This window comes from Streptomyces sp. NPDC058964 (assembly GCF_042741275.1).
Lineage (GTDB): Bacteria > Actinomycetota > Actinomycetes > Streptomycetales > Streptomycetaceae > Streptomyces.
Genome location: NZ_JBHYKH010000080.1, coordinates 1 through 22,584, shown reverse-complemented (window position 1 = coordinate 22,584; position 22,584 = coordinate 1). Strand labels below are relative to the sequence as shown.

Here is a 22,584-nt window from a genome sequence, read left to right as displayed (position 1 = left end):
GGGGGCCGCGGGGGTGTGGGGAGCGGGGGCCGGGGGCCGGGGGCTTTGGGGCGGTGGTGGGGTTCCTGCGGCGGGCCCGCCTCCTGCGGTCCGCCGACCATCAGGCAGTAGCCGCGTTCCAGGCCCCAGATGCCCCCGGAGGTGCCGCAGTCGACGTAGTGGATACCGAGTGGAGCGAGCTGCTGTGAGCGGCTGAGGTCGTCGCGGTAGTAGGAGTTGCCGCCGTCGATGACGATGTCGTCGGACGTCAGCAGGTCGGCAAGCTCGTCGACCGTGCCCTGCACCACGCCCGCGGGGAGCATCAGCCAGATGTTCCGTGGCCGGCTCAGCTTGCCGACGAGGTCCTTCATGGAGGACGCGGCGGTGGCGCCTTCCTGCTCCAACTCGCTGACGGCGTCGGTGCTGAGGTCGTACACGACACATGTGTGACCGTCGCGCATGAGGCGGCGCACCAGGTTGGCGCCCATGCGTCCGAGCCCGACCATGCCGAGTTGCATGGGGGTGTCAGTGCTCATCGTCTTCCTCCCCGTTGCGCGGCACGGTGGTGATGGATGGCGAGGGCGGAGGGGGCGTGGCCGATTCCCCTGGCCGGCCTCGGCGCGCTCGGCCGACGACGGTGGAAGGAGTCGGCGTACCCGGGCGTTCCGTACCCGCCCGCCGCACGGCATCCATGTGCGTCCCGCGCACGGTGTTCACCGGCGGCCTGTCCTGGTCGGTCATGGGCAGCGGTCCGATCCCTTCGGTGCTCCTGACATCCCAGTACACGCTGAATCACCGGTCCCCGCATGTTCATGGCGCTCGCATGCGCCGCCGGTGCCCGGCTGGGCCCGTCGGCCGTAGGCGGCGCGGTGCCATCGATGCCTGCGCGGATGGAGTAACCCAGCGGTCCGAGAGCCCGTACCGGCCCTACATCCCCAGCGTCCTGCGACGCATCGCGTCAGTACGTCGCGGTCACCCCGTAGCTCCGTAGCTCCGTAGCTCCGTAGCTCCGTAGCTCCGTCCAAGTGAACGGCCGCGACTCCACGTTGGCAATTGCCTCAGCGGCGGCAATGTTCCCCTACGACTCGTCCGATCAGCCATAGGCACTGCGAAAGGTGACAACACCATGTCAGTTCGCCGTCGCGCCCTGTCCGTCTGCGCAACTGGCACCGCTGTCGCTGCGCTGACTCTCACCACGGCGCCCCCTGCGGCCGCCACGGACTTCCCGAATCAAGACCTCGTCAACCAGGCAAGCGGTGGCCGGCTGGCCCTCTTCATGGACCGGGTCTCCGAGGGCGCCACCCCGGTGACCTTGCGCGATCCGGCGTTCGCCTTCTCGACCGAGGCATGGGACGGCTTCGGCTCGATCGCGAACGGGGAGTGGACCATCGAGCTGAAGAACCGTGCCGCGAACAAGTGCCTTCAGCCGGTCGATGCCCGGCCCACTCGCGGCGGCGCCGTGACCGTACGGAACTGCAACGGCTCGGACACCCAGAAGTGGAGTCTCCAGGCGGAGCGGGTCGGCGGCCACCCCACAGGCTGGTGGATCTGGCGGCCTGCCCTGAACAGGAACGTCGCCCTCACCGTCAAGCAGTACGCCGAGGACGGCAGGTACGAGACGGTCTACCTCGACACCTCGTACCCGTCCTCGGACAGACTCTGGAAGCTGGCCCACAACGACGACGCCTGGTAGCCGATCGCCGGCGACGCCGCAGGGTTCAGGAGCCGCCCGACTGCACGGGCACGCGGTCGGGGCCGGCGAGCAGGGCACGCAGAGGGGCGGTGTCGGGTTCGTCGGCGACGGCCGCGTCGAGAGCGTCGTCCATGCCCGTTTCCCACACCTCGGGCAGGACGAGTCCCGGGCGCCCCGACCATGCGATGTCGGGCGCGGCCAGTCCGGCTTCGACGAGGCGCAGATGGACCAGACCCGCGAGCCCGTCGAAGATCTTGGGCCGGATGAAGTTGCGGGCCGACGGCCCAACCAGCCGCGCCGCCTGCGGGTGCTTCGGCATACGGTCGGCGACTGCCGTCCACAGCAGGCCACGGTCGAACGCGTCCAGGACTTCTTCCAGGGTGGGCAACTCGGGGCCCTCGCGATCGACCGGGACGTCCGCGCGGTGTGTGGGCGCCTGCTCGTCGGCGCGTTCTGCTTTGGAACGCAGCGCCCTTGCGACGGCGAGCCGCAGCGGTGCGGCCCAGCCCTCGGCATCGAGGATCGCGCGGGCCATGGCGAGGTCGTCCCAGCTCATGCGCCGCAGCCGCGCCGCCTCGGGTGGCAGGGTGTGCGCCTCCAACTCGGTGAACACCCGGTTCGGGTCGCGCAGCAGGCTGAACGCGGTCGGCGCGTCGGCCGACCCGTCGGCCGGTTCGTCGGCGGGGTGCTTCTCGACGAGGGCGATCCGTTCGGCGGTCGGCGGGTGGGAGTCGTACTGATGTGGCCGCGGTGGACGTTGTCCCGCGGTGAGGTCGGCGAGGCGCTCGCCCGGCCGGGCGGCAAGCATCCGTACGAACCCGCCGTGCACCTCACCTGCCGGAGGAAGCGCCTCCAGCTGCCTGCCCATATCGGCGTAGGTCTGCAGGTAGTGGGTGTGCGCGGTATGGAGAACCGGAAGGGCTCGCAGCGCGGCAGCCGTCGCGTCACGCCCCGCGTACCGGACGGCCACCTGGTCGGCGGCAAGTTCCTGGTGGCGGGCCACGGACTGCGAGGTCCGCAGGAACATGCGGGCGTAGCCGAGATAAAGGGCCCCGATCGTGTGGTGCAGCGGGGTGCTGCCCCTGCTGAACACCTCCACCGTGTGGAGCACTGCATTCCGGCCTCGCATGACGACACCGCCGAGCCGGGTGTCGAGGTTGGCGTAGTGTCCGAACTCGTGGGCAAGGACGGCACGCAGCTGCGGGAGGGTCAGCCCGGCCAGCAGGGGCAGTCCCAGGAGCATACGGCGCCGTCCGGGCAGAAGTCCGAGCAGGCGGCTCTGTTCGGCGACGCGGGCGTTGACCTCGGCAACGAGATAGAGCTCGTCCGGTGGCCGTTCCCCCGTCGCCTCGGCGGCGGCGTGCACTTGTTGCCACAGCTCCGGCTGGTCCTTCGGCGCGACCGCTACCCCCTGTGGTGCCGGACCCAGGCGCCCGGCCCGCACGAAGGCGAACATGCCCCGCAGAATCACCACCGCCAGCAGCACGGTGACGGCGAGGATCACGCCCTCGAGCCCGGCCACCTGCGCGGTGAACAGTCGCGTCAGCAGCAGCCGGTCGAGCACGCCCATGGCTGCCAGCAGCGCCGCGCCCATCAGCCAGAAGCCGACCAGCAGCACGATCGCGCGGGCAACGCGCAGCCGGAGGATCATCGGAAGGGGCCCTCACGTGGTACTCGGCCGACCCGGCCGGGGCGGCAACGTCCGGGATCTGCCGGAGAGACGGACAGCAAGGTACACCTGTCCTACGGCGTCGCGACGATGCGCTCCACCGCAGCCGTCACGAGCAGTTCACGCTCTGCCTCCGTGAAGACCTCAGGCAGCGTGAGCTGCTCCACGATCAGCCAGTTCAGAGCCAGCATGAGCAGCTTGACGGTCATGGCGTCACCAGGGAGGTCCGAGGCTTCGTGGTAGGCGACGTTGGCGTCGATGTCTGCCCTGACCCGCTCGGTGAGGACCTTTCGCAGCTCGGGGCGGCGGGTGGCCTCGAGGCGCAGTTCAAGCAGTGCCAGGTAACCGGTGCGGAAGGAGGCGACGCGGCCGACGAGTTCACGCATCAGCTCCGCGTATGTGTCCCGGTCACGATCGGCTGCCCGATGGCGCGCGATGGTGGCCTCGTCGGGCTGGAGCCGCTCATAGACACGGGCGCCGGCCTGGGTGAGCAGAGCGTCGCGACTCGCGAAATAGTTGGATGCCGTACCTGCGGGTACAGCGGCCTCGGTGTCCACCGCTCGGAACGTCAGCCCTCGTGCGCCTTCCCTGGCCAGGACCTCGATCGCAGCGTCGACGAGGGCAGCACGCCGCTGGTCGTTCCGTCTCACCATTGGCACCACTCCAGCTGCAGTACTACACCCGAACCACTTCATCGAGAGTACTACGCGCGGAGCAATCGCCGTCAGGGGTCCACGTCCGGGCAACCTCCAGCTCGGTCCGACGACGCTCTGCCTCGTGCGTGCTCGTGCGCCTGCTTCACCGCGCAGAAGAAAGACATGTCTGAGCGGCGCAACAAGGGGGACTCTGTGAGCAGGTCGGGACGGCGGCGTTCCCCTTGGGGGCCGGCCCGGCTCAGGTTCCCCCGGTTCGGTATGAGTGCCGGGGGAGCCGCCGCAGGTGCTTCTCGACTGCCTGCTGCTCGACGAGCTCGCCATCCGCACATCCGCGTGACCGGGCCATTGTCAGTGGCTCTCTCTAATGTGGCAGCGATCTTCGGATGTCACGCCGGGAGGAGCAGCACGTTGGGTGCCAGTGGCTGGGAGTACGTCACTCCGTTCAAAGGCAGTGTCGAGGAGTCTCTGGAGGCTCTGCACACGCAGGTCTTCCAGGAACTCTACGGTGATGACGACACGTACCAGGACCTCGAAGAGCTGTGGCAGGACGAGGAGTTCATGGGTGAGGAGGGAACTCACTCGATCCTCGACGTCGACCGCGTCGTCCACACGACCGCCGCGCCCTCGGACCACGACATCGCGGACTACGGAACGTTGCGGCCGCTGGCGCCCGAGCGTGTCAGGCACCACTTCGGGACCGATCGTCCCACGCCCGGCCAGTTCGAGGCGTTGCTCGCCGAGGCCCATGCGGCCATCACGTTTCCGCCCACCCGTGCGCAGTCGCTCCTGGACGAGTGCCGCATGCGCTGGACCGGCATATACGTCGTCCTGTACACCGGGGATGAACCCACCGACGTCGGTATCTTCGGGTTCTCGGGCGACTGAGCCGCCCCCATCTCGGCTGCGCTCATGGCACTGGACTCAGGACCTGGTGCGTTCCCAGCCGCGGCGCGGTGCTCGGGTGCCGAGTCGGACGTCGCGGCTGCGGTAGACGATGTAGGGCCGGGTCAGATAGCCGAGGGGTGCGGTGAGCATGTGGACGAGCCGGGTGAAGGGCCAGGCGGCGAAAAGCAGCATGGCGCTGATCGCGTGCAGCTTGAACAGCGCCGGGGCGCCGGTCATCAGGTCCGGGTCGGGCCGGAGGCAGAAGATGGAGCGGAACCATGGGGAGATGGTCTCGCGGTAGTCGTAGCCTCCGCCGATGACGTTCGCGACCAGGGTCGCCGACAGGCCGAGCACGATGGTCAGGGTCAGGGAGACGTACATGGCCTTGTCGTTGCGGGTGGTGGCGGAGAAGACCGGGCCGACGGTGCGGCGCCGGTAGACCAGGACGGCCAGCCCGCCGAGCGTGGCGACACCCGCGATCGTGCCCAGTACGACGGCGCCGACGTGGTACGAGTGCTCGCTGATCCCGGCGGCTTCCGTCCAGCTCCTGGGAATCACCAGGCCGCCGACGTGGCCGAGGAGGACGACGAGAATGCCGAAGTGGAACAGCGGACTGCCGATCCGCAGCAGCCGGCGCTCGTACAGCTGCGAAGAGCGCGTGGTCCAGCCGAACTTGTCGTAGCGGTAGCGCCACACGTGGCCGAGGACGAAGACCGCCAGCGCGACGTAGGGCAGGACCACCCACAGCAGGATGCTGCCGGTGCCCACGTCCACCGCCGATGTGACGTGGTGCGCGGGTGCGGTCATCGCGGGCCTCCGGTCAAGGGGTCGGGCATGTACTGCGGCGGCGCGTACGGATCGAGCCCGACCTGCTCCTCGGGTGGCCCGGCCGCGGCGAGCCGGGCCACCGCCTCGCGCTCGTCGCCCCCGAGGGCGGGCAGGGTGGCCGAGACGGCGTCCAGAACGGCCGCCCAGGGCGAGCCGGTGTCACGCAGGGCCAGGCGGAGCAGTTCGAGACCGGCACGGTGCTCGGTGAGCAGCCGGTGTCCGGCGGCCGGTTCGGTGCCGGCGAATTCCAGGACGACGGCGAGGTGGTCGGGCAGTTCGTCGTCGGTCAGCCGCCATCCCGCGGCGGCGTACGCCTGCTTCAGCCGCAGCAGGGCGATGCCGCGTTTGCGGGTGTCGCCGTGGGCGTAGTAGGTCAGATACGGAGAGCAGCGTTTGCGGTGGTCGAACGTCTCCACGTAGGCCACTGCCAGCTCGTCGGCGCTGACGTGTTGCGCGTGCTCGGTGAAGCGGAGCTGGGCTTCCCGGACTCGGGCGGGCAGGTGTGCGGCGGCTCGGCGGGCCAGAGCCAGGCGAGCCGGGAACTGGTCGTCGGGATAGGCGAGCAGTAGTGACTGGGTCTGCCAGGCGACCGAGTGCCAGGGTGCGATGCGGGCGGCGGGCTTGATCGTCCTTCTCATGGCTGCGGGTCGGCCTCCCCCGCACGGTCGCCGCTGCTGCCGGCGGAGGGACCGGGCGGGAACAGACCCTTCGGTGAGCCTTTGCCGTCCCAGTTGAGGAGGTTGACCCGGCCTGACTTACCAGTGGGGGCGGCCGCCGTGTCGGAGGTCTGGCGGTCGCGCAGAGCGTGGAAGGTCTCTACCGCGATCGGGGAGGCGCCGCCGGAGGTCTCACCGAAGGGCCCCGAGCCGCCCATGCCGGGGCCACCCTCGTAGTCGAGGCTGCACTCCGTGCCCAGCTCTTCGAGTTGGTGGGCCTGTTCGGCGTGGGCGGGCGGGATGACGTACCGCTCGTCGTACTTGGCCAGCGCGAGCAGCCGGTACATGTCGTACACCTGCTCCTCGGTCATGCCGACCGTCTGCGGGATCATGGCGTTGGGCTCGCGGCCGAGGTTGATGTCGCGCATGTAGGAGCGCATCGCGGCCAGGCGGTGCAGCACCGCCTCCACGGGCGCGGGGTCCCCGGCGGTGAAGAGCTGGGCGAGGTAGTCGACGGGGATGCGCAGGGCGTCGACGGCGGCGAAGAGGTTGCGGTGGTCCTCGGCGTCGCGGCCGGTGTCACGGACGGCGTCGACGACCGGGGACAGCGGTGGGATGTACCAGACCATGGGCAGGGTGCGGTACTCCGGGTGCAGTGGCAGGGCCACCTTGTAGGTGTTGATCAGGGCGTGGACGGGGGAGCGCCGGGCGGCTTCGATCCAGTCCCGGGGGATGCCCGCCTTCTCCGCCCCGGCGACGACACGCGGGTCGTCGGGGTCGAGGAAGACCCGTCGCTGGGCTTCGTACAGGTCCTTCTCGTCGGGAGTGGCGGCGGCTTCGAGGACGCGGTCGGCGTCGTAGAGGACGAGTCCGATGTAGCGCAGCCGGCCGACACAGGTCTCGGAGCAGACGGTGGGCAGGCCCACCTCCACTCTGGGGAAGCAGAAGGTGCACTTCTCCGCCTTGCCGGTCCGGTGGTTGAAGTACACCTTCTTGTACGGGCATCCGGTCACGCACATCCGCCAGCCCCGGCAGCGGTCCTGGTCGACGAGGACGATGCCGTCCTCGGTGCGCTTGTAGATCGCGCCGGAGGGGCATGAGGCCGCGCAGGACGGGTTGAGGCAGTGCTCGCAGATGCGTGGCAGATAGAACATGAAGGTCTGCTCGAACTCGAACTTGATCTTCTGTGAGACCTCGTTCAGCAGGACGTCCTTCTCGCTGGTCGCCTTCGCACCGCCGAGGTCGTCGTCCCAGTTGGCCGACCAGGAGATCTTCATGTCCTTGCCGGAGATGAGGGACTTGGGGCGGGCGACCGGGGTGTGCTCCTGGAGGGGAGCGTTGGTGAGCGTCTCGTAGTCGTAGGTCCACGGCTCGTAGTAGTCGTCGAGGGACGGCAGCACCGGGTTGGAGAAGATCTGGATCAGCTTCTTGAAGCGGCCGCCCGCCTTCAGCGCGAGGCGGCCGCGCTTGTTGAGTTCCCAGCCGCCCTTCCAGGTGTCCTGGTCCTCGTAGCGGCGGGGATAGCCCTGGCCGGGCCGGGTCTCGACGTTGTTGAACCACACGTACTCGACGCCGGTGCGGTTGGTCCACGCCTGTTTGCAGGTGACCGAGCAGGTGTGGCAGCCGATGCACTTGTCGAGGTTCATGACCATCGCCATCTGGGCCATGACGCGTCCGATGGTGGCTTCGCCGCGGGGCATCAGTACTCCACCTCCTGGTTCGTCCGTCGGCGGATGACGGTGATCTCGTCCCGCTGGTTCCCGGTCGGCCCCAGGTAGTTGAAGGCGTAGGAGAGCTGCGCGTAGCCGCCGATGAGGTGGCTGGGCTTGATGAGCAGGCGGGTCAGCGAGTTGTGGATGCCGCCGCGCCTGCCGGTGGTCTCGGTTCGGGGTACGTCGATGAGCCGGTCCTGGGCGTGGTGCATGTAGACGGTGCCCTCGGGCATGCGGTGCGAGACGACGGCGCGGGCGGCGACCACTCCGTTGCGGTTGACCGCCTCGATCCAGTCGTTGTCCTGGACGCCGATCCTCTCCGCGTCGTTCGTGCTCATCCAGATCGTGGGGCCGCCCCGGGACAGCGACAGCATGAACAGGTTGTCCTGGTACTCGGAGTGGATGGACCACTTGTTGTGCGGGGTCAAGTACCGCAGCGCCACGCCGAGTTCGTCCCTCTCCCCGACTCGTGGCTCGCCGAACAGGGCGTGCATGTCCAACGGCGGCCGGTAGATGGGGAGCTGTTCACCGAGGGCGGTGATCCAGTCGTGGTCGAGATAGAAGTGCTGGCGTCCGGTGAGGGTGTGCCAGGGCTTGAGACGTTCCACGTTGACGGTGAACGGCGAGTAGCGCCGGCCGCCCGTCTCGGAGCCGGACCACTCCGGGGAGGTGATGACCGGCACGGGTGCGGCCTGGGTGTCGGCGAAGGTGATCCGCTTGCCCTCGTGTTCGGCCGCCAGGTCGGCGAGTCGTCTGCCGGTACGGGCCTCCAGGGCGTGGAAGCCCTGGGTGGCCAGGTGGCCGTTGGTGGTGCCGGACAGCGCGAGGATCGCCTCGCACGCCTGCGCGTCGCGGGCGATCGAGGGGCGCCCGTCGGCCGCTCCGCCGTGCACGACGCCGTTCTTGTGCCGCAGATACTGCAGTTCCTCGTCCAGATGGAAGGTGACGCCCTTGGTGGTGGCACCCAGTTCGTCCAGGAGGGGGCCGAGGGAGCCCATCTTCTCCGCCACCGCCCCGTAGTCCCGTTCGACCGTCACCAGCTTCGGCATGGTGCGGCCGGGCACCGGTTCGCACTCCCCCGCCTTCCAGTCCCGTACTGTTCCACGCGGGTTGGCCAGTTCGTCCGGCGTGTCGTGCAGCAGCGGCGCGGCGATCACGTCCTTGCGTACGCCGAGGTGTTCCGCGGCCTGGCGGCTGAACTCCTTGGCGAGGGTGTGGAAGGCGTCCCAGTCGGTGCGGGTCTGCCAGGGCGGTGCGATCGCCGGGTTGAAGGCATGCACGAAGGGGTGCATGTCCGTGCTGGACAGGTCGTGCTTCTCGTACCAGGTGGCGGCCGGCAGCACGATGTCGGAGTAGACGGTCGTACTGGTCATGCGGAAGTCCAGTGTCAGCAGCAGGTCGAGTTTGCCCTCGGGTGCCTGCCTGCGCCACTTCACGTCCCGGGGGCGGGCGTCGGGCGGCGCCTCGGCGGCCCGGACGGAGGAGTCGGTGCCGAGGAGGTGCTTGAGGAAGTACTCGTTGCCCTTGGCCGAGGAGCCCAGCAGATTGGCCCGCCACACCGTCAGTACCCGGGGGAAGTTCTCGGGCGCGTCCGGGTCCTCGCCCGCGAACCGCATTCGCCCCGCCCTCAGTTCGTCCACCACGTGCTCCGCCACCGGGCGCCCTGCGGCGTCGGCCTCGTCGGCCAGGTCCAGCGGGTTGCGGTCGAAGGTCGGATACGACGGCATCCAGCCCATCCGTGCCGAGGCCGCGATGACGTCCGCCGTGCTCTTCCCGGCGAACGGGCCGGTACCGGAGCCGTCCGCGGCCAGGGCGTCGGCGGAGAAGGGGTCGTAGCGGAACTGGTCGGCGTGCAGGTACCAGTACGCGGTCTGGATCATCAGTCGGGCCGGCCGGTTCCAGTCCGCCGCCGTCGCGATCGCCGAGTGGCCGGTGATCGGGCGGACCTTCTCCTGGCCGACGTAGTGGGCCCAGCCCCCGCCGTTGACGCCCTGGCAGCCCGTCACCGTGGTCAGGGTCAGGAACGCCCGGTAGATGGTGTCGGAGTGGAACCAGTGGTTGGTGCCCGCTCCCATGATGATCATCGAGCGGCCGCCGGACTCCTCCGCGTTGGCCGCGAACTCCCGAGCGATACGCGCTGCCCGGTCCGCGTCGACGCCCGTGATGGCCGACTGCCAGGCGGGGGTGTACGGCTCGTTCGCGTCGTCGTAGCCCGCGGGCCACCGGCCCGGCAGCCCCTCGCGGGCCACGCCGTACTGGGCCAGCAGCAGGTCGTAGACCGTGGTCACCAGGCGTCCGGCGATCCGGCGAACCGGCACTCCACGGCGGAGTTTCCCGGCGCTGCCGTCCGGGGCGTCGAATCGGGGCAGCTCGACCGCGACCGGCGCCTCGTCACCGCCCTCGGCGGACAGCAGCGGGTCGGTACCGGCGAGATCCAGGTTCCACTTCCCGGCGCCGGCATCGCCGTAGCGGTCACCGAGCGTGCCGTTCGGCACGACCGGACGCCCGGTGACGGCGTCCAGCAGCACGGTCCGGAACTCCGCGTTCTCCGCCGACGCCGGTTCGCCGCCCAGATCGGCAGCGGTCAGGAACTTGCCCGGCGTGAAGGTGTCCGGCTCCCCCTCCGCCTCGTCGAGGGCGACCAGGAAGGGCAGATCCGTGTACTGCTTGACGTACGAGGTGAAATACGGCGTGGCGCGGTCGACGAAGAACTCCCTGAGGATCACGTGTCCCATGGCCATGGCCAGGGCGCCGTCCGTACCGGGCCGAGCGGGCAGCCACTCGTCCGCGAACTTCACGTTGTCCGCGTAGTCCGGGGAGACCGCCACCACCTTCTGACCCCGATAGCGGGCCTCCACCATCCAATGCGCGTCCGGAGTGCGGGTCACCGGCAGGTTGGAGCCCCACATGATGAGATAACCGGCGTCCCACCAGTCCCCCGACTCCGGCACGTCCGTCTGGTCGCCGAACATCTGGGGCGAGGCCACCGGGAGGTCGGCGTACCAGTCGTAGAAGGAGAGCATCACCCCGCCGAGCAGGGAGTAGAAGCGGGCACCGGCGGCGTGCGACACCATCGACATCGCCGGGATCGGTGAGAAGCCCGCCAGGCGGTCAGGCCCGTACTCCTTGATCGTGTGCACGTGCGCGGCGGCGATCATCTCCACCGCCTCGTCCCAACTCGCCCGGACCAGGCCGCCCTTGCCCCGCGCCTGCTTGTAACGGCTGGCACGCACGGGGTCGGAGACGATGTCCGCCCAGGCCGCCACCGGATCTCCGAGACGGGCCTTCGCTTCGCGGTACATCTGCAGCAGCATGCCCCGCACGTACGGGTAGCGCACCCGGGTGGGCGAGTAGGTGTACCAGGAGAACGCGGCCCCACGCGGGCAGCCGCGCGGCTCGTACTCGGGACGGTCCGGGCCGACCGAGGGGTAGTCGGTCTGCTGGGCCTCCCAGGTGATGATGCCGTCCTTGACGTACACCTTCCACGAGCACGAGCCCGTGCAGTTCACCCCGTGTGTCGAGCGCACCACCTTGTCGTGCGACCAGCGGTCCCGGTAGAACTCGTCCGACTGCCGCCCGCCCCTCTTGTACAGGGTGCGCAGATCGTCCGAGACCTCCGCCCGCGTGAAGAAGCGGCGCGATCGTACCAGCGCCTCCGTCAAGTCGCCGTCCAGGCCTGGCTGCGCCCGCTCTGGGCTGGTGTCCGTGCTCACCGCGGCACTCCGCTCCCGGGCGTGCGGGCCCGTTCGAGTCGTGATCGGTTCGGCCGGATTCGACTGTACGACCGAGGACACCACAACGGTCAACAGCCACACCACGAACGGCCGAGAAGACCATCACACGGACATGCCTAGCCGGGCGGGGCCGGAACGAAGACGACCGGGGCGTTGCTGTGGCGCAGGCAGTACAGGCCGATGGCGCCGGGGATCTCGGGCGAGCCGATGCCGCTGGTGCCGAGAACCAGCAGCTCAGCGCCTGCGGCACGGCGGACCAGCTGTTCGCCGGCCAAGCCGTGCAGGGGCGCGGTGATCACGCGCTTGGGCAGGTTCCGCTCGCGGGCCAGTGCCGCCAGCGCTCGCTCCAGTCGCTCGCGGGCAAGCTCCAGCTGTCCCTCGCCCCGGCGTCCCCGGCCCGGCGGCGGCTGCGCGGCCTCGTCCCACACGGTCACGATGTCGAGGACGGCCTGACGTTCGCGGGCCTGCCGTGCCGCCCAGCACAGAGCGGCCCCACTGCCGTACGACCCATCCACGCCGACCACCAGCCGCGGGCGCGTCCGCTGTGGGCCGGGCAGTTCCTCACGGAGTAGTTCCGCCGCTGTGACAAGCGGTTCGGCCGGCTGGGTGAGTGACGTGGGCATCGGAATCCTCTCCTGCGGGTTTGTGACGAACGCGTACTTCAGCGTGCGGCTTCGGGCGCGGCCGTGCCGACACGGGCGCGGACCGCCTCGGCCGCCGCCCACTGCTCGGGTTCGAGCAGGGCCAGGGCGGCGGGGAAGACGCCGTCCTGCTCCTTGAGAATGTGTTCACGCAGCAGGTCCAGCACTGCGCTCAGCCGCTCGGGCCAGGCGGGGTCGCCCGGTACGGTGTCGGCGGCCTCCGCCAGCACTGCCTCGATGCGAAGGTGCTCGGCCTCCAGCGCCGCGATCTGGTCGGGGAACTCGGCGGCCATGGCCGGGAACAGGCCGTGCTCCTCCACCTCGGTGTGCGGGGCGAGGAGGGCGGCGATCCGCCGGGCCAGCTCGGCCATGCGGGGCAGGTCGTCGTCACGCCGGGCGTCCCGCACGGAGCCGATGAGGTTGACGACCGTGTCGTGCTCACGGGTCAGCTCGTCGATGGTCGCCAGGGACTGGCAGCCGCAGTACTCGCACATGGTGGCTGAGGCCCTCTCTTCTCGTGCGTGCGGTATTCGTCTGCGCGGTAGGGCGGCGGGTGCGCGTGGTGCCACTGGCCACCGCGGTCACGGCCCCTTTTCCAGTGGACCGTCGTCCCGTGCCACTCTCCGCTTCCGGGGCCGTGGGCGGCAGGGGCCACCAGTCCCGGCCGCAGGACGGAGGGTCCCGGTCAGGCAGGTGGACCGTGGGTGGTAGGGGGACGGTCAGAGGGCCGAAGGGCCCTATCCCCGCACGGCGGCAACCGGCGGAGACTGCTCCTACAGGCGTCCCGGGTCACCGTTGGCGACGAACTGCGTCAGGGATTGCTCCAGCAGCTTCAGAAACTCCCGCAGGTCATCGGCCACCCGGTCGAGTTCGGGTTCGTCCAGGGATGCTGTGCGCGTCCGGCGGACCGACCCGTCAGGGCCAGTGACGTAGTACAGACCGCCACCGTTGGAGCCGATGACCAAGCCACGCCCCCCTTGTCCCCACCGAGATCGACAGCTCCGTACTCCTTGAGCCGAAGAAGGACATCGCATGCCGGATCGACGAAGTAGCCGTTGCCGACGTCCGCCCAGGTGACGTCGCCGATGCTGCCGTAGAAGGTGATGAGGTCAGCGGGTGCGAGCCGCGATTGGGCCAGGGCGCGAGCCGCGGCCCGACCATCATGGCTCGCCGGCCGGACACAATTGGTGCCTGGGGCGTATCCGTGCCGACGCTCGAACTCGTCCGTCATCGTCGTCAGAACGCCGGAGACCCTCCCCACCCACAAGGCCGGCCAGGCGGGTGACAGTGAAGATTCGCTCATGAAGCGGGATCATGACATGCAGGTATGCGGCACCGAGCCGGACTACAAGTCATGCAGCGGAACACGCGCGGCGAGTTCCGCCGCGAAGTGCCGGGCCTGGGCACCCCAGTCATGGTCCATCGCCCCGAAATGCCGCAGCACCTCCATCAGTTGCTGTGCCTCGGACACAGTCAGCAGGGGCAGACGGGGCTCCATACGATCCGGCAGGTCGGCGGTGTCGGCCAAAAGGTCATCCATACTCCACTCAACCGGACACCCGACCAGGGGTTACGGTCACCTGCCCCAACGTCGGGCAATAACTCGGCACCCCTGATGGCGCTCCTCGGCGAGCGTCGCATCGCTGCGGACTCTCGCGGACTGCCACTTCACCGCCGAACAGTGAGCGGCAGCCGCCAAGTCTCGGCTCGGTGCCGCCGGGCGAGCGGTCAATCATCCTGGTCACGTGCGTCGTTGATGACCGCTCGAAGTCGCAGCCAGGTCGGATCCGTTGCGGTCGCGGTGGTCACCGTTGCCAGGTCTGCCGATTCCCAGGTGCGGGCTCCGTCGGTTACGGCGAGGTGTGTCTCCAGGTCGCCGTCGTCGTCAGGAACCTCGGACGTGGTGTCCATGAACGCTGTCACTGCGGCCCGCGACGTATCGCGCTCCGTGTCATGGGACTTTGCGGAGCCGGCACGCACGGACAGGAGCTCAAGCTCGCCACCGCCGCCGGCAATGACGAGACCGCCCGTCGCCGTGGCGCCCAGCCCGGACACCGGGGAGCCGCCCAGCACCTCGTGCTCGATCGCATGCCGCGCCTCCAGGTCGACTTCGACGAGGGTCCCGGTGGGCGTTCCGACCCAGAGCACGCCGGGTTGGGATCCGAACGCGATGTTGTGCCGCGACCAGGCGTGCAACTGATCGAGCCACTCCTGCGGGTACGGGAAGCCCGGGTTCGGTTCGCCGAGAGTCGTCGCCAGTACGCGGTGGAGCGAAGGAAACTCGAATACCTCCAGTGAGTTCTCGTACGCGTTGCCCCTGATCGCAAGATGGCGTCCGTCACCGCTGAAGACCGGTGTCTCGTAACCGTCGGCATCCAGGATCAGCGCCCGGCGAAGCACTCGCATCGCGGCAGGGGCGGTCCCGTCGTCAACCCGCGCGAAGAGTCCGAGCGTCGCTCCTTGATCACTGCACAGGGTGGCCACCAACCCGCCGCCGGGATGCTCCGCGACCCCCGTGTCCCAACGTGGGCCCGCGCCGACGGTTCCTGAAGCGAGGTCGAGGACGTCAGAGCTCTCCCATGCGATGTCTTCGTCCCCGGACGACGGCGATGCCCACAACGTCCGGCCGTCCGGGCTGAATGCCAGACTGCGGTAATCGGCCGTGGCCGGAGAACCGTCCAGTTCACAGAGCCCTGCAGGGGTCCACTGCACCACTCCGTCCTCGCCCGCCACCACGAGCAGCGGCTGATCCGGATGCCACGCCACAGCGGGTGTCCGCTCCATCCGGTCCCGACCGAGGGCATCGCCGTAGACACGCGACTCGGCTCCGACGGACCCGAGTTCCCACAGATGCCCCGTCTCGCAGCGCCACACATGGACCGCCGGACGCTCCGAGTCCAAGCCGGCGACGAGGGGAAGCCTTGGATGACAGGTCAACCGCTCGACAGGGTGCCCGCCACTGACTCGCACTCGTGCAACCGTTTCAACAACAGTCACCGCAACACCTTCGGTCTCGGGCCCGATGCAGGGCGGTCCAGGCGCCAGACCACCTCGATGCCGCTGCCTGAGGGAGCCGCGGGTGGTATTGCCCGCTCACGACGGACTTCGGTGAACCCCAACCGGCGCGGAATGCCACCACTGGAGGTGTTGGCCAGGTCGTGCGCGATTTCCACGTACTCCACGTCCGGCAGGGCGAACATCTCGGTGATCATGGCTGCCGTCGCTCTCGTGGCGATGCCCCGGCCGGTGGCGGCGGGGTGCAGCCAGTATCCCAACCTCCACCCCTGTGGCTCGGCCGCGCGGTAGGTCTGGCACATGCCGATGAGCATGCCGTCCTTGGAGATCGCGTAGTTGTACGCGTCGCCGGTCGCCCACTTCGACTCGGAATTCGTGAGAAAGTCTCGGGTGCTCTCCTCACTGTGACCGGCGACCCACGGCATCCACGGGCGCAGATGGTCCAGCGATTCCTCGATCAACTTGAACGTCGGAGCGAAGTCGCTCTGCGTCCGCCAGCGGCGCAGGACGAAGTCCCCGCACGCGATGATCCGACTCGGTCGCTCCATGCAGCCATGATTGTTTCGCGGGGCGGATCATCGCAATGGGATAGGAGGAACCGGTGGGCCTCAAGCGTGCTCGGGCCTGCTTGTACTCCAGTCCAGGCGCAGGACGGCGAGGTCGTCGGTGTGCCGGCCGGCATTGAGGGTGCGGGTCGCGGAGATGAGCTGGTCGAGGTGCGTGCCGGGGTCCGGCGTGTGGATCGTGTCGATGATGCGCAGCAGGCCGTCCACTCCGAGCCGGGTGCCCGTGCTGTCGGCGAAGCCTTCGACGAGGCCGTCTGTGTAGGCGATGAGGGCGCCGCGGGCAGGCAGCGCAAGGGTGGTGGCGGTCCACTTGCCCAGTCCGGGCGCGATACCGAGGGCGACGCCGTGGGCCGCCGTGACTTCCTCGGCTCCGTCGGGGGTGACGAGGAGAGGCTCGTGGTGACCGGCCAGGTGCAGGGTGAGGGTGGCCGCCTGGGGGTCCAGGGTGATGAGGGTGCACGTGGTGAACAGGTCACTGCCGGTGCGTTCCGCGATGTGAATCTGTTCGAGTAGCTGGAGCAGGTGCTGGTCGCGGTGGCCGCCGAGGGTCAGAGCGCGCCAGGCTATGCGGAGGCAGACGCCGAGTGCGGCCGCGTCGGGGCCGTGACCGCTGACGTCTCCGATGATGGCGTGGACCTGCCCGTCGCCCGTCTGGACGACGTCGAGGAAGTCGCCTCCCAGCAGCGCCTGGGTCCGGCCGGGATAGTAGCGGCTGGATGCGGTGACGGAGGTGGAGGACAGCAGTGGTTCGGGCAGCAGTCCGCGTTCCAGGCGGGCGTTTTCCTCGGCACGCAGCCGGCCGATCTGGAGGGCGGCGTTGGCGCGCTCGGCCTGCTTTCGCTGGACGGCGTAACGGACGGCGCGTTGCATGAGGTCCGGTTGGACCTTGCCCTTGATGAGGTAGTCCTGCGCGCCGGCGGCGAGCGCGTCGACTCCGGCCCGGGGTTCGTCCAGTCCGGTCAGGACGATGATGGCGGCATGGGTGTCCGCCTGGATCAGCTGGACCGTGTCCACACCGGACGCATCGGGAAGGTGCAGGTCGAGCAGAATGCAGTCGACCGGGTCCGAGGCGAGTGCCCTGTTCGTCTCGGCGGCCGTCCGGCAACGCGCGAGGGTGTGCGGCAGGTCGGTGTCGTACAGGAGTTCCTCGACCAGGAGGGCGTCTCCGTCGTCGTCCTCCACGAGAAGGATGCTGAACTGCTCGGGGCGGCGCGCGGATTGGTCGGTCACGGCTGCGTCTTTCTCTCCAGAGCCGCGGACTCGGTCCCGGCGGCGGGAAGGGTGAAGACAATGCGAGTGCCCTGCGTGTGGTCGGGGTCTATCTTGATGGTGCCGCCGTGGAACTCGACGACCTTCTTGCACATCGCCAGGCCGATACCGGTGCCGGGGTAGGCGTCCTTGGTGTGCAGTCGCTGGAAGAGGGCGAAGACCTTCTCCTGGAACTCCGGTGCGATGCCTATGCCGTTGTCGCTGACCGCGAACTCCCAGAAGTCGCCCGCCTGCACGGCGCTGATGCGGATGTGCGGCGGCAGGTCCGGCCCGCGGAACTTGAGGGAGTTCGACAGCAGGTTCTGCCAGAGCATGCCCAGTTGGGTGGTGTCCCCCACGACCGTGGGCAGCGCGTCCCGGGTGATCACGGCGCCGGTCTCCTCGACCGCCACACTGAGGTTGTCGAGCGTCCGGCTCAGCACCGCTTCGAGGTCGACGCTCTGGTAGTCGTTGTGCACGCGACCCACCCGAGAGAAGGCCAGCAGATCGTTGATGAGGACCTGCATGCGGTTGGCGCCGTCGACGGCGAAGGCGATGTACTGGTCCGCCTTCTCGTCCAGCCGGCCTCCGTAGCGCCGCTGCAGGAGCTGGGTGAAGCTGGACACCTTGCGCAGCGGTTCCTGCAGGTCGTGCGAGGCGACGTAGGCGAACTGCTCCAGTTCCGTGTTCGACCGCTTCAGCTCTTCCGCCTGCTCGTCGAGCAGTCCGCGGGCCGCCTCGCTGAACTGCAGCTCCTCCACGAGACGTCGCCGCATGGACTCCACGTCCGAGGCCAGCCGACGCAGGTCGGCGGGACCCGTTCCCTGGAGGGAACGATCGAAACGGCCCTGCGCGACCTCGCGGGCAGCCGAGCCGAGCCGGCTGAGCGGATCGGTGACGCCGCGGCGCAGCCCCTCGAAGACCAAGGACGCCACCAGGACGATGACGACGGCGATGACCGTGAACGTCCAGTTCCGGAGCGACATGGCTCGCCGCAGCTCACCAGTGGCCGCCGCCCGCTCGTTCTGCAGGTGCTCCTGCTGACGGGCCATCGCCCGACGCAGCGAGTCGAACGCGGCTTTGCCCTCCCCCGCTCGCTGGGAGGCGAGCCTCACGGCATCCGCTGCGGAGCCGGCCGAGACGGGTCGGGCAACGCGCTCCTGCCAGGTGTCCGCCAGCTTCTCGACCTTCGCCAGGTCGGCGCGGGCCTGGGCGTCGTCCTGGACCAGGGGACGCAGTCGCCGGATGGCGCCCTTCTCGTCGGCCACGCCCTGCGCGTAGGGCTGCAGGAAGTCCTGACGGCCGGACAGCCCGTAACCCCGGATTCCCGTCTCCTGGTTGACCAGAGCCTCCTCCACCCGCATCGCATCGATCAGGGCGGGAGAGCGCCGGTCCACCAACTCGGACGTGATCCGCGACGTACGCCACATCGCCCAGCCACCCACCGATCCCAGCGCCATCAGGACCACAAGGGTGGTGGCCACCCCGACCCGCAGCCAGCGTCGGGTGGTCCAGCCGGACAACGCACCCGCGGTCTCCAACGGCTCGGTCTTCATCGCGGTTCGGTTCTCTCCCTCTGCGATCCGGGCTACGGTTGGGTGCGCGGCAGAAACACTGTACCCACCACCTGACAAGGCATGTTGTCCCGGCCGAGATCAACGCCGTAGGGTGGCGGCATGCCTGGTCAGCCCTCAACTCCCGCTCCGCCCGGGGCGAGTGCCGCGCTGGTGGCCCAGGTGGTGAACGAACTGGCCCGGCGGGCACCCGAGACGGCCCGCACGCCGCAGCCAAGAGCGGAACGGGCTACCCCGACATCGGCCGAGCCCTGGGCATGAGCCGTCAAAGAGCCCGGCACCGTCGGCCCGAGTCGGTCACCACCAGGGCACACCGTCCCAACTCCCCTCCCACACCCCGGAGCTCGTGAACATGGCCGCCGCCGCAACCCGCCCCCATGACGTGCTGCTGGTCGAGGACGACGTCGCTGACGCGATGCTCATCCAGGACGCTCTCGCCGAGCGCGGGGCTCGCAATCTCACCCAGGTGTCCGACGGCATCGAAGCCCTGGACTACCTGCGCGATCCGGACAACGAGCGTCCCGACCTCATCGTGCTCGACCTCAACATGCCGCGCATGAACGGGCGCGAGTTCCTAGCCGTGGTCAAGGAGGACCCGGATCTGCGTACCATCCCGGTCGTCGTACTGACCACGTCGGCCGCGCCCGACGACGTCACCGGCGCCTACCGTCACCATGCCAACGCCTACGTCACCAAGCCGGTGAACCTCGAGGAATTCGAGGCAGCGGTCCGCAGCATCGACTCGTTCTACCTCGACATCGCCGTCAAGCCTCCGAAAGAGTAGGGATCGGCGCGGCCCGTCTGCGGCGGCGAGCGGAGCATGAGCGGCGCCGAGCTCGCCCAAGGCCGACGGCCGGCTGACCTGACGGACGTGTTCATCTCTTCCTCCGCGCAGAGCGGGCGCACCGTGCTGATCATGAAGGTGAACCCGTTCACAGCCAGCCGAGGTAGTCATCTCCGATACGGAGGGAATGATTTCGGCACCGGCAAGAGCGCCTGCCGGATCGTGCTGGAGATTCCCGACGACGTCACCTCCGCGCGGCCGGCGATGGTCCGGGGCGGCAATCTCACAGACCACCCCGTCGGTCCGCACACCGGCCTGCTTCCCGGGTTCCCCCGCCTCGGCCACCCGTACACAGTGTCCTGACCGCCCGGCCGAGCGACCGCGAGGTCAGCCGGCGGCGGCGCCGAACCACCTGGGCAGCCGACTGAGCAGCTCTCGCTGGTCTTCACCGACCCACGCCACGTGACCGTCGGGGCGCAGCAGCACCGCGGGCACATCCAACTCGTCGCTGACGTCGACGACATGGTCGATCCGATCCGTCCAGCCCGCCACCGAGAGCCGGCCGGTCTGGTCGAGCAGCAGCCCTCGACCGCCGTGCATCAGGGCGTAGAGGCGGCCGCGCTTCAGCTGTACGTCCCGCAACCGCCGGCCGAGCAGTTCATGGCCCTCGCCGAAGTCGTAGCGGATCCCCATCGCCGTGATCTTCTCGATCAGGTACCGGTTCACCTCGTCGAAGTCCATCAGCTGCGCCAGCAGCCGGCGTACTGCCTGGGGACCAGGCTCGGGGGACATCAGTTCGCTCTGCGCACGGCTGTTGTCCAGCACGTCCGCAGCCACCGGCTGCCGCTCGGTCTGGTAGCTGTCCAGCAGCCCCTCCGGCGCCCGGCCACCGACCTCGGCGGCCAGTTTCCAGCCGAGGTTGAACGCGTCCTGGATGCCGAGGTTGAGCCCCTGCCCGCCCGTCGGTGGATGGATGTGCGCCGCGTCGCCGGCCAGCAGCACCCGACCGGTCCGGTAGCGTTCGGCCAGCCGGGTGGCATTGCCGAAGCGGGACAGGAAGCGCGGTGAGTGCACGCCGAAGTCGGTGCCGGCGATCTCGCGTACCCGTGCTGCGAACTCCTCGAAGGTCGGCGGGACCATGCGGTCCTCGGCCAGTGCCTCGGTGCGCACGACGAAGCGGTACACCCCGTCCTCGTGGGGTGCGGGGCCGAACCGCAAGGGTGTCGCCGTGCCGAGTTCGGCCGCCACTGCGTTCAGCGTCTCCTGCGGGACGGCCACCTCCAACTCGCCCAGCAGCCACTCGGCCGTGGCGGGCTCGCCGGGAAAGCCGACGCCGAGCAGCTTGCGCACCGTGCTGCGGCCGCCGTCGCAGCCGACGAGGTAGCGCGAGCGCAGCCGGGTGCCGTCGGACAGCTCGGCGGTCACCTGGTGGTCGTCCTGGCTCAGCCCGACGAGTGCGCAGCCGCGCCGGATCTCGGTGCCGAGCTCGGTGGCGTGCTCGGTCAGCAGGCGCTCGGTTACGGTCTGCGGGATGCCGAGGACGTACGCATGCGCGGAGTCCAGCCCTTCCGGCTGGGGCTTGGGGATACCGGCGAAGAAGCCACCGAGCGGGTACTGCCGGCCGTGCGCGAGGAACCTCTCCAGCAGACCGCGCTGATCCATCACCTCGATGCTGCGCACGTGCAGACCGAGCGCACGCACCTGCCTGGTCGGCTCCGTCTCCCTCTCCAGCACGAGCACTTGCACGCCGTGCAGCCGCAACTCGCTCGCCAGCATCAGACCGGTCGGCCCGCCGCCGACGACGATCACGTCAATCATCAAAACCCCCGGTGAACGAGAACGGTTCTCGGCCGACCGCTCCACGTACCTGTTTTCCGCAGGTCCCGGCCGCCTCGGCCGGAGATTCTGCAGCACAACCGGGGCCTTGCCGCAAGGCCCCCCGTGCGCTATACGTTGAACAGGGCAAGGAGTGGGTATGCTCCTTGCCTTTGTCCGTTGTGGCCGCCGCGGGCGAACGCGCTTCCTCAACCTGTCCGTATTCCTGGATGCGGTGACCCATCACGCGAACGCTTCCGTCCCGTTCCCGGCTCGTAGAAGCCGAGCCGGCTGCGGTCGGGGAGGCGCACGACCGTGCCCGCCTCGAAGTACGGGTTCGAAACGAAACGCCCCGGGCCCGGGGAGAAGACCGGGGACAATTGATGTCGAGCGTCCTGCCTCGGCGTCTCCTTGAAGAAGGAGAGTGTCACCCGGCATATCACCCGGCATTCGGCGTAGCCGGGTCTCACTCGCTGCCGTACAGTCCAGTGCCAGACCGTCCCGTCCACCACGAGGTGCCGGATGCGTCGATCGTTGCGCACCAAGACACCGGGGAACGCCGACGCGGCACGCACGCCGTCATTTCTCCGCGAGATAGTCCTGCACGACTGACAGGAAGCTCGGATCGGGCTCCAGGCCGAGGCCGGCAGCGCGTCTGTTGTCGAAGACCGCGGGCCACGAGGCCACGATGGCCTCGATGGCAGGGTCAGGCGCGATGGTCACCAGGTCCGCGGCGGCGTCGCCGGCCACCTGCCGCAGCGTGGCGAGCATCTCGTCGACCGAGACCGTGAGCGCGGGAAGGTTGACCGGCGTCGGGCCTTCGAGCCGCCCCGGCCCGAGGCCGCGCTCGGCCTCGGCGATGCGGAGGATTCCCTGGACCGTGCGCCGTGGTGAGGCCAGGGCGACGCGCAGGTCGGGCTGGACCGGGCAGGTCGCCGGGAGCCCCGCCAGCGGTTCGCGGATGATGCCGGACAGGAAGCCGGAGGCGGCGGCGTTCGGCGGGCCCGGGCGTACCACGACGGTCATCAGGCGGGCGACGCGCCCGTCGAGGAACCCGCGGCGCGTGTAGTCCGCGATCAGGTTCTCGCAGATGAGCTTCTGCGTGCCGTAGCTCGTCTGGGGCCTGGGC

Annotated in this window: 20 protein-coding genes and 1 pseudogene; 4 read left to right on the top strand and 17 right to left on the bottom strand. The window is 69.3% G+C overall.

All coding sequences use genetic code 11. The features are described from left to right. Positions 1-515 (bottom strand): NAD(P)-binding domain-containing protein (locus ACFW2E_RS13295; RefSeq protein WP_384465775.1); only part of this gene is annotated, 515 nt, incomplete at its 3' end. A 590-nt stretch (positions 516-1,105) separates the two neighbouring features. Here ACFW2E_RS13295 and ACFW2E_RS13290 point away from each other — a divergent pair. Continuing rightward, entirely contained in the window at positions 1,106-1,672 is a 567-nt protein-coding gene (locus tag ACFW2E_RS13290) for an RICIN domain-containing protein (RefSeq protein ID WP_384465773.1), read from the top strand. 25 nt (positions 1,673-1,697) lie between these two features. On the opposite strand, the gene ACFW2E_RS13285 is transcribed toward ACFW2E_RS13290, so the two are convergent. Then, positions 1,698-3,323, bottom strand: a complete 1,626-nt coding sequence (locus ACFW2E_RS13285) for a M48 family metallopeptidase (protein WP_384465772.1) — start codon at positions 3,321-3,323, stop codon at positions 1,698-1,700. 92 nt (positions 3,324-3,415) lie between these two features. Further along, positions 3,416-3,994 (bottom strand): TetR/AcrR family transcriptional regulator, encoded by a 579-nt coding sequence (locus ACFW2E_RS13280; protein ID WP_384465770.1) that lies wholly within the window; start codon positions 3,992-3,994, stop codon positions 3,416-3,418. 411 nt (positions 3,995-4,405) lie between these two features. Between ACFW2E_RS13280 and ACFW2E_RS13275 the strand changes: the two genes are divergently transcribed. After that, complete coding sequence (locus ACFW2E_RS13275; protein WP_384465768.1) at positions 4,406-4,882, top strand: hypothetical protein; 477 nt, start codon at positions 4,406-4,408, stop codon at positions 4,880-4,882. A gap of 36 nt (positions 4,883-4,918) precedes the next feature. Here ACFW2E_RS13275 and narI read toward each other — a convergent pair whose 3' ends face one another. The 12 genes from narI to ACFW2E_RS13215 all read right to left on the bottom strand — a co-directional run bounded on the left by narI (position 4,919) and on the right by ACFW2E_RS13215 (position 18,838). Further along, positions 4,919-5,689 (bottom strand): respiratory nitrate reductase subunit gamma, encoded by a 771-nt coding sequence (gene narI, locus ACFW2E_RS13270; protein ID WP_384465766.1) that lies wholly within the window; start codon positions 5,687-5,689, stop codon positions 4,919-4,921. Beyond that, entirely contained in the window at positions 5,686-6,348 is a 663-nt protein-coding gene (gene narJ, locus ACFW2E_RS13265) for a nitrate reductase molybdenum cofactor assembly chaperone (RefSeq protein WP_384465764.1), read from the bottom strand. The genes narI and narJ overlap by 4 nt, the downstream gene beginning before the upstream one ends. Next, the gene (gene narH / locus ACFW2E_RS13260; RefSeq protein WP_384465762.1) at positions 6,345-8,066 is read right to left on the bottom strand and encodes a nitrate reductase subunit beta; all 1,722 of its coding nucleotides are present in this window, start codon (positions 8,064-8,066) and stop codon (positions 6,345-6,347) included. Before narH ends, narJ begins: the two co-directional genes overlap by 4 nt. Then, the gene (locus ACFW2E_RS13255; protein WP_384465760.1) at positions 8,066-11,791 is read right to left on the bottom strand and encodes a nitrate reductase subunit alpha; all 3,726 of its coding nucleotides are present in this window, start codon (positions 11,789-11,791) and stop codon (positions 8,066-8,068) included. Before ACFW2E_RS13255 ends, narH begins: the two co-directional genes overlap by 1 nt. A 137-nt stretch (positions 11,792-11,928) precedes the next feature. Then, positions 11,929-12,435 carry a universal stress protein gene (locus tag ACFW2E_RS13250; protein ID WP_384465758.1) on the bottom strand — a complete coding sequence of 169 codons (507 nt, stop codon included), beginning with the start codon at positions 12,433-12,435 and terminating at the stop codon, positions 11,929-11,931. A 38-nt stretch (positions 12,436-12,473) separates the two neighbouring features. Continuing rightward, a complete protein-coding gene (locus tag ACFW2E_RS13245; RefSeq protein WP_384465756.1) occupies positions 12,474-12,947 on the bottom strand; it encodes a hemerythrin domain-containing protein in 474 nt (157 codons plus the stop codon). A 279-nt stretch (positions 12,948-13,226) separates the two neighbouring features. Next, the gene (locus ACFW2E_RS13240; RefSeq protein WP_384465754.1) at positions 13,227-13,418 is read right to left on the bottom strand and encodes a hypothetical protein; all 192 of its coding nucleotides are present in this window, start codon (positions 13,416-13,418) and stop codon (positions 13,227-13,229) included. 380 nt (positions 13,419-13,798) lie between these two features. After that, positions 13,799-13,981 carry a hypothetical protein gene (locus ACFW2E_RS13235; RefSeq protein WP_384465752.1) on the bottom strand — a complete coding sequence of 61 codons (183 nt, stop codon included), beginning with the start codon at positions 13,979-13,981 and terminating at the stop codon, positions 13,799-13,801. A gap of 200 nt (positions 13,982-14,181) precedes the next feature. Further along, positions 14,182-15,219 carry a hypothetical protein gene (locus ACFW2E_RS13230; RefSeq protein WP_384465750.1) on the bottom strand — a complete coding sequence of 346 codons (1,038 nt, stop codon included), beginning with the start codon at positions 15,217-15,219 and terminating at the stop codon, positions 14,182-14,184. Positions 15,220-15,446: 227 nt separating this feature from the next. Then, entirely contained in the window at positions 15,447-16,016 is a 570-nt protein-coding gene (locus tag ACFW2E_RS13225) for a GNAT family N-acetyltransferase (protein WP_384465749.1), read from the bottom strand. Between the two features lie 60 nt (positions 16,017-16,076). Then, complete coding sequence (locus ACFW2E_RS13220; RefSeq protein WP_384465747.1) at positions 16,077-17,264, bottom strand: PP2C family protein-serine/threonine phosphatase; 1,188 nt, start codon at positions 17,262-17,264, stop codon at positions 16,077-16,079. Then, positions 17,261-18,838: an ATP-binding protein gene (locus ACFW2E_RS13215; protein WP_384465745.1), complete on the bottom strand. Its 1,578-nt coding sequence runs from the start codon at positions 18,836-18,838 to the stop codon at positions 17,261-17,263. Before ACFW2E_RS13215 ends, ACFW2E_RS13220 begins: the two co-directional genes overlap by 4 nt. Positions 18,839-19,208: 370 nt before the next feature. On the opposite strand from ACFW2E_RS13215, the gene ACFW2E_RS13210 reads away from it, so the two are divergent. Together ACFW2E_RS13210 and ACFW2E_RS13205 are read left to right on the top strand one after the other, a co-directional pair. After that, on the top strand, positions 19,209-19,640 hold the full coding sequence (locus ACFW2E_RS13210) for a response regulator (RefSeq protein WP_384465743.1): 432 nt from the start codon (positions 19,209-19,211) through the stop codon (positions 19,638-19,640). A gap of 36 nt (positions 19,641-19,676) precedes the next feature. Beyond that, positions 19,677-20,003 carry a hypothetical protein gene (locus tag ACFW2E_RS13205; protein ID WP_384465741.1) on the top strand — a complete coding sequence of 109 codons (327 nt, stop codon included), beginning with the start codon at positions 19,677-19,679 and terminating at the stop codon, positions 20,001-20,003. A gap of 24 nt (positions 20,004-20,027) precedes the next feature. Here the strand turns inward: ACFW2E_RS13205 and rox are convergent, their stop codons facing one another. Both rox and ACFW2E_RS13195 read right to left on the bottom strand, forming a co-directional pair. Then, positions 20,028-21,458, bottom strand: a complete 1,431-nt coding sequence (gene rox / locus ACFW2E_RS13200; protein ID WP_384465739.1) for a rifampin monooxygenase — start codon at positions 21,456-21,458, stop codon at positions 20,028-20,030. 576 nt (positions 21,459-22,034) lie between these two features. Beyond that, a pseudogene (locus ACFW2E_RS13195) lies at positions 22,035-22,584 on the bottom strand (NAD-dependent epimerase); the annotation flags it as partial.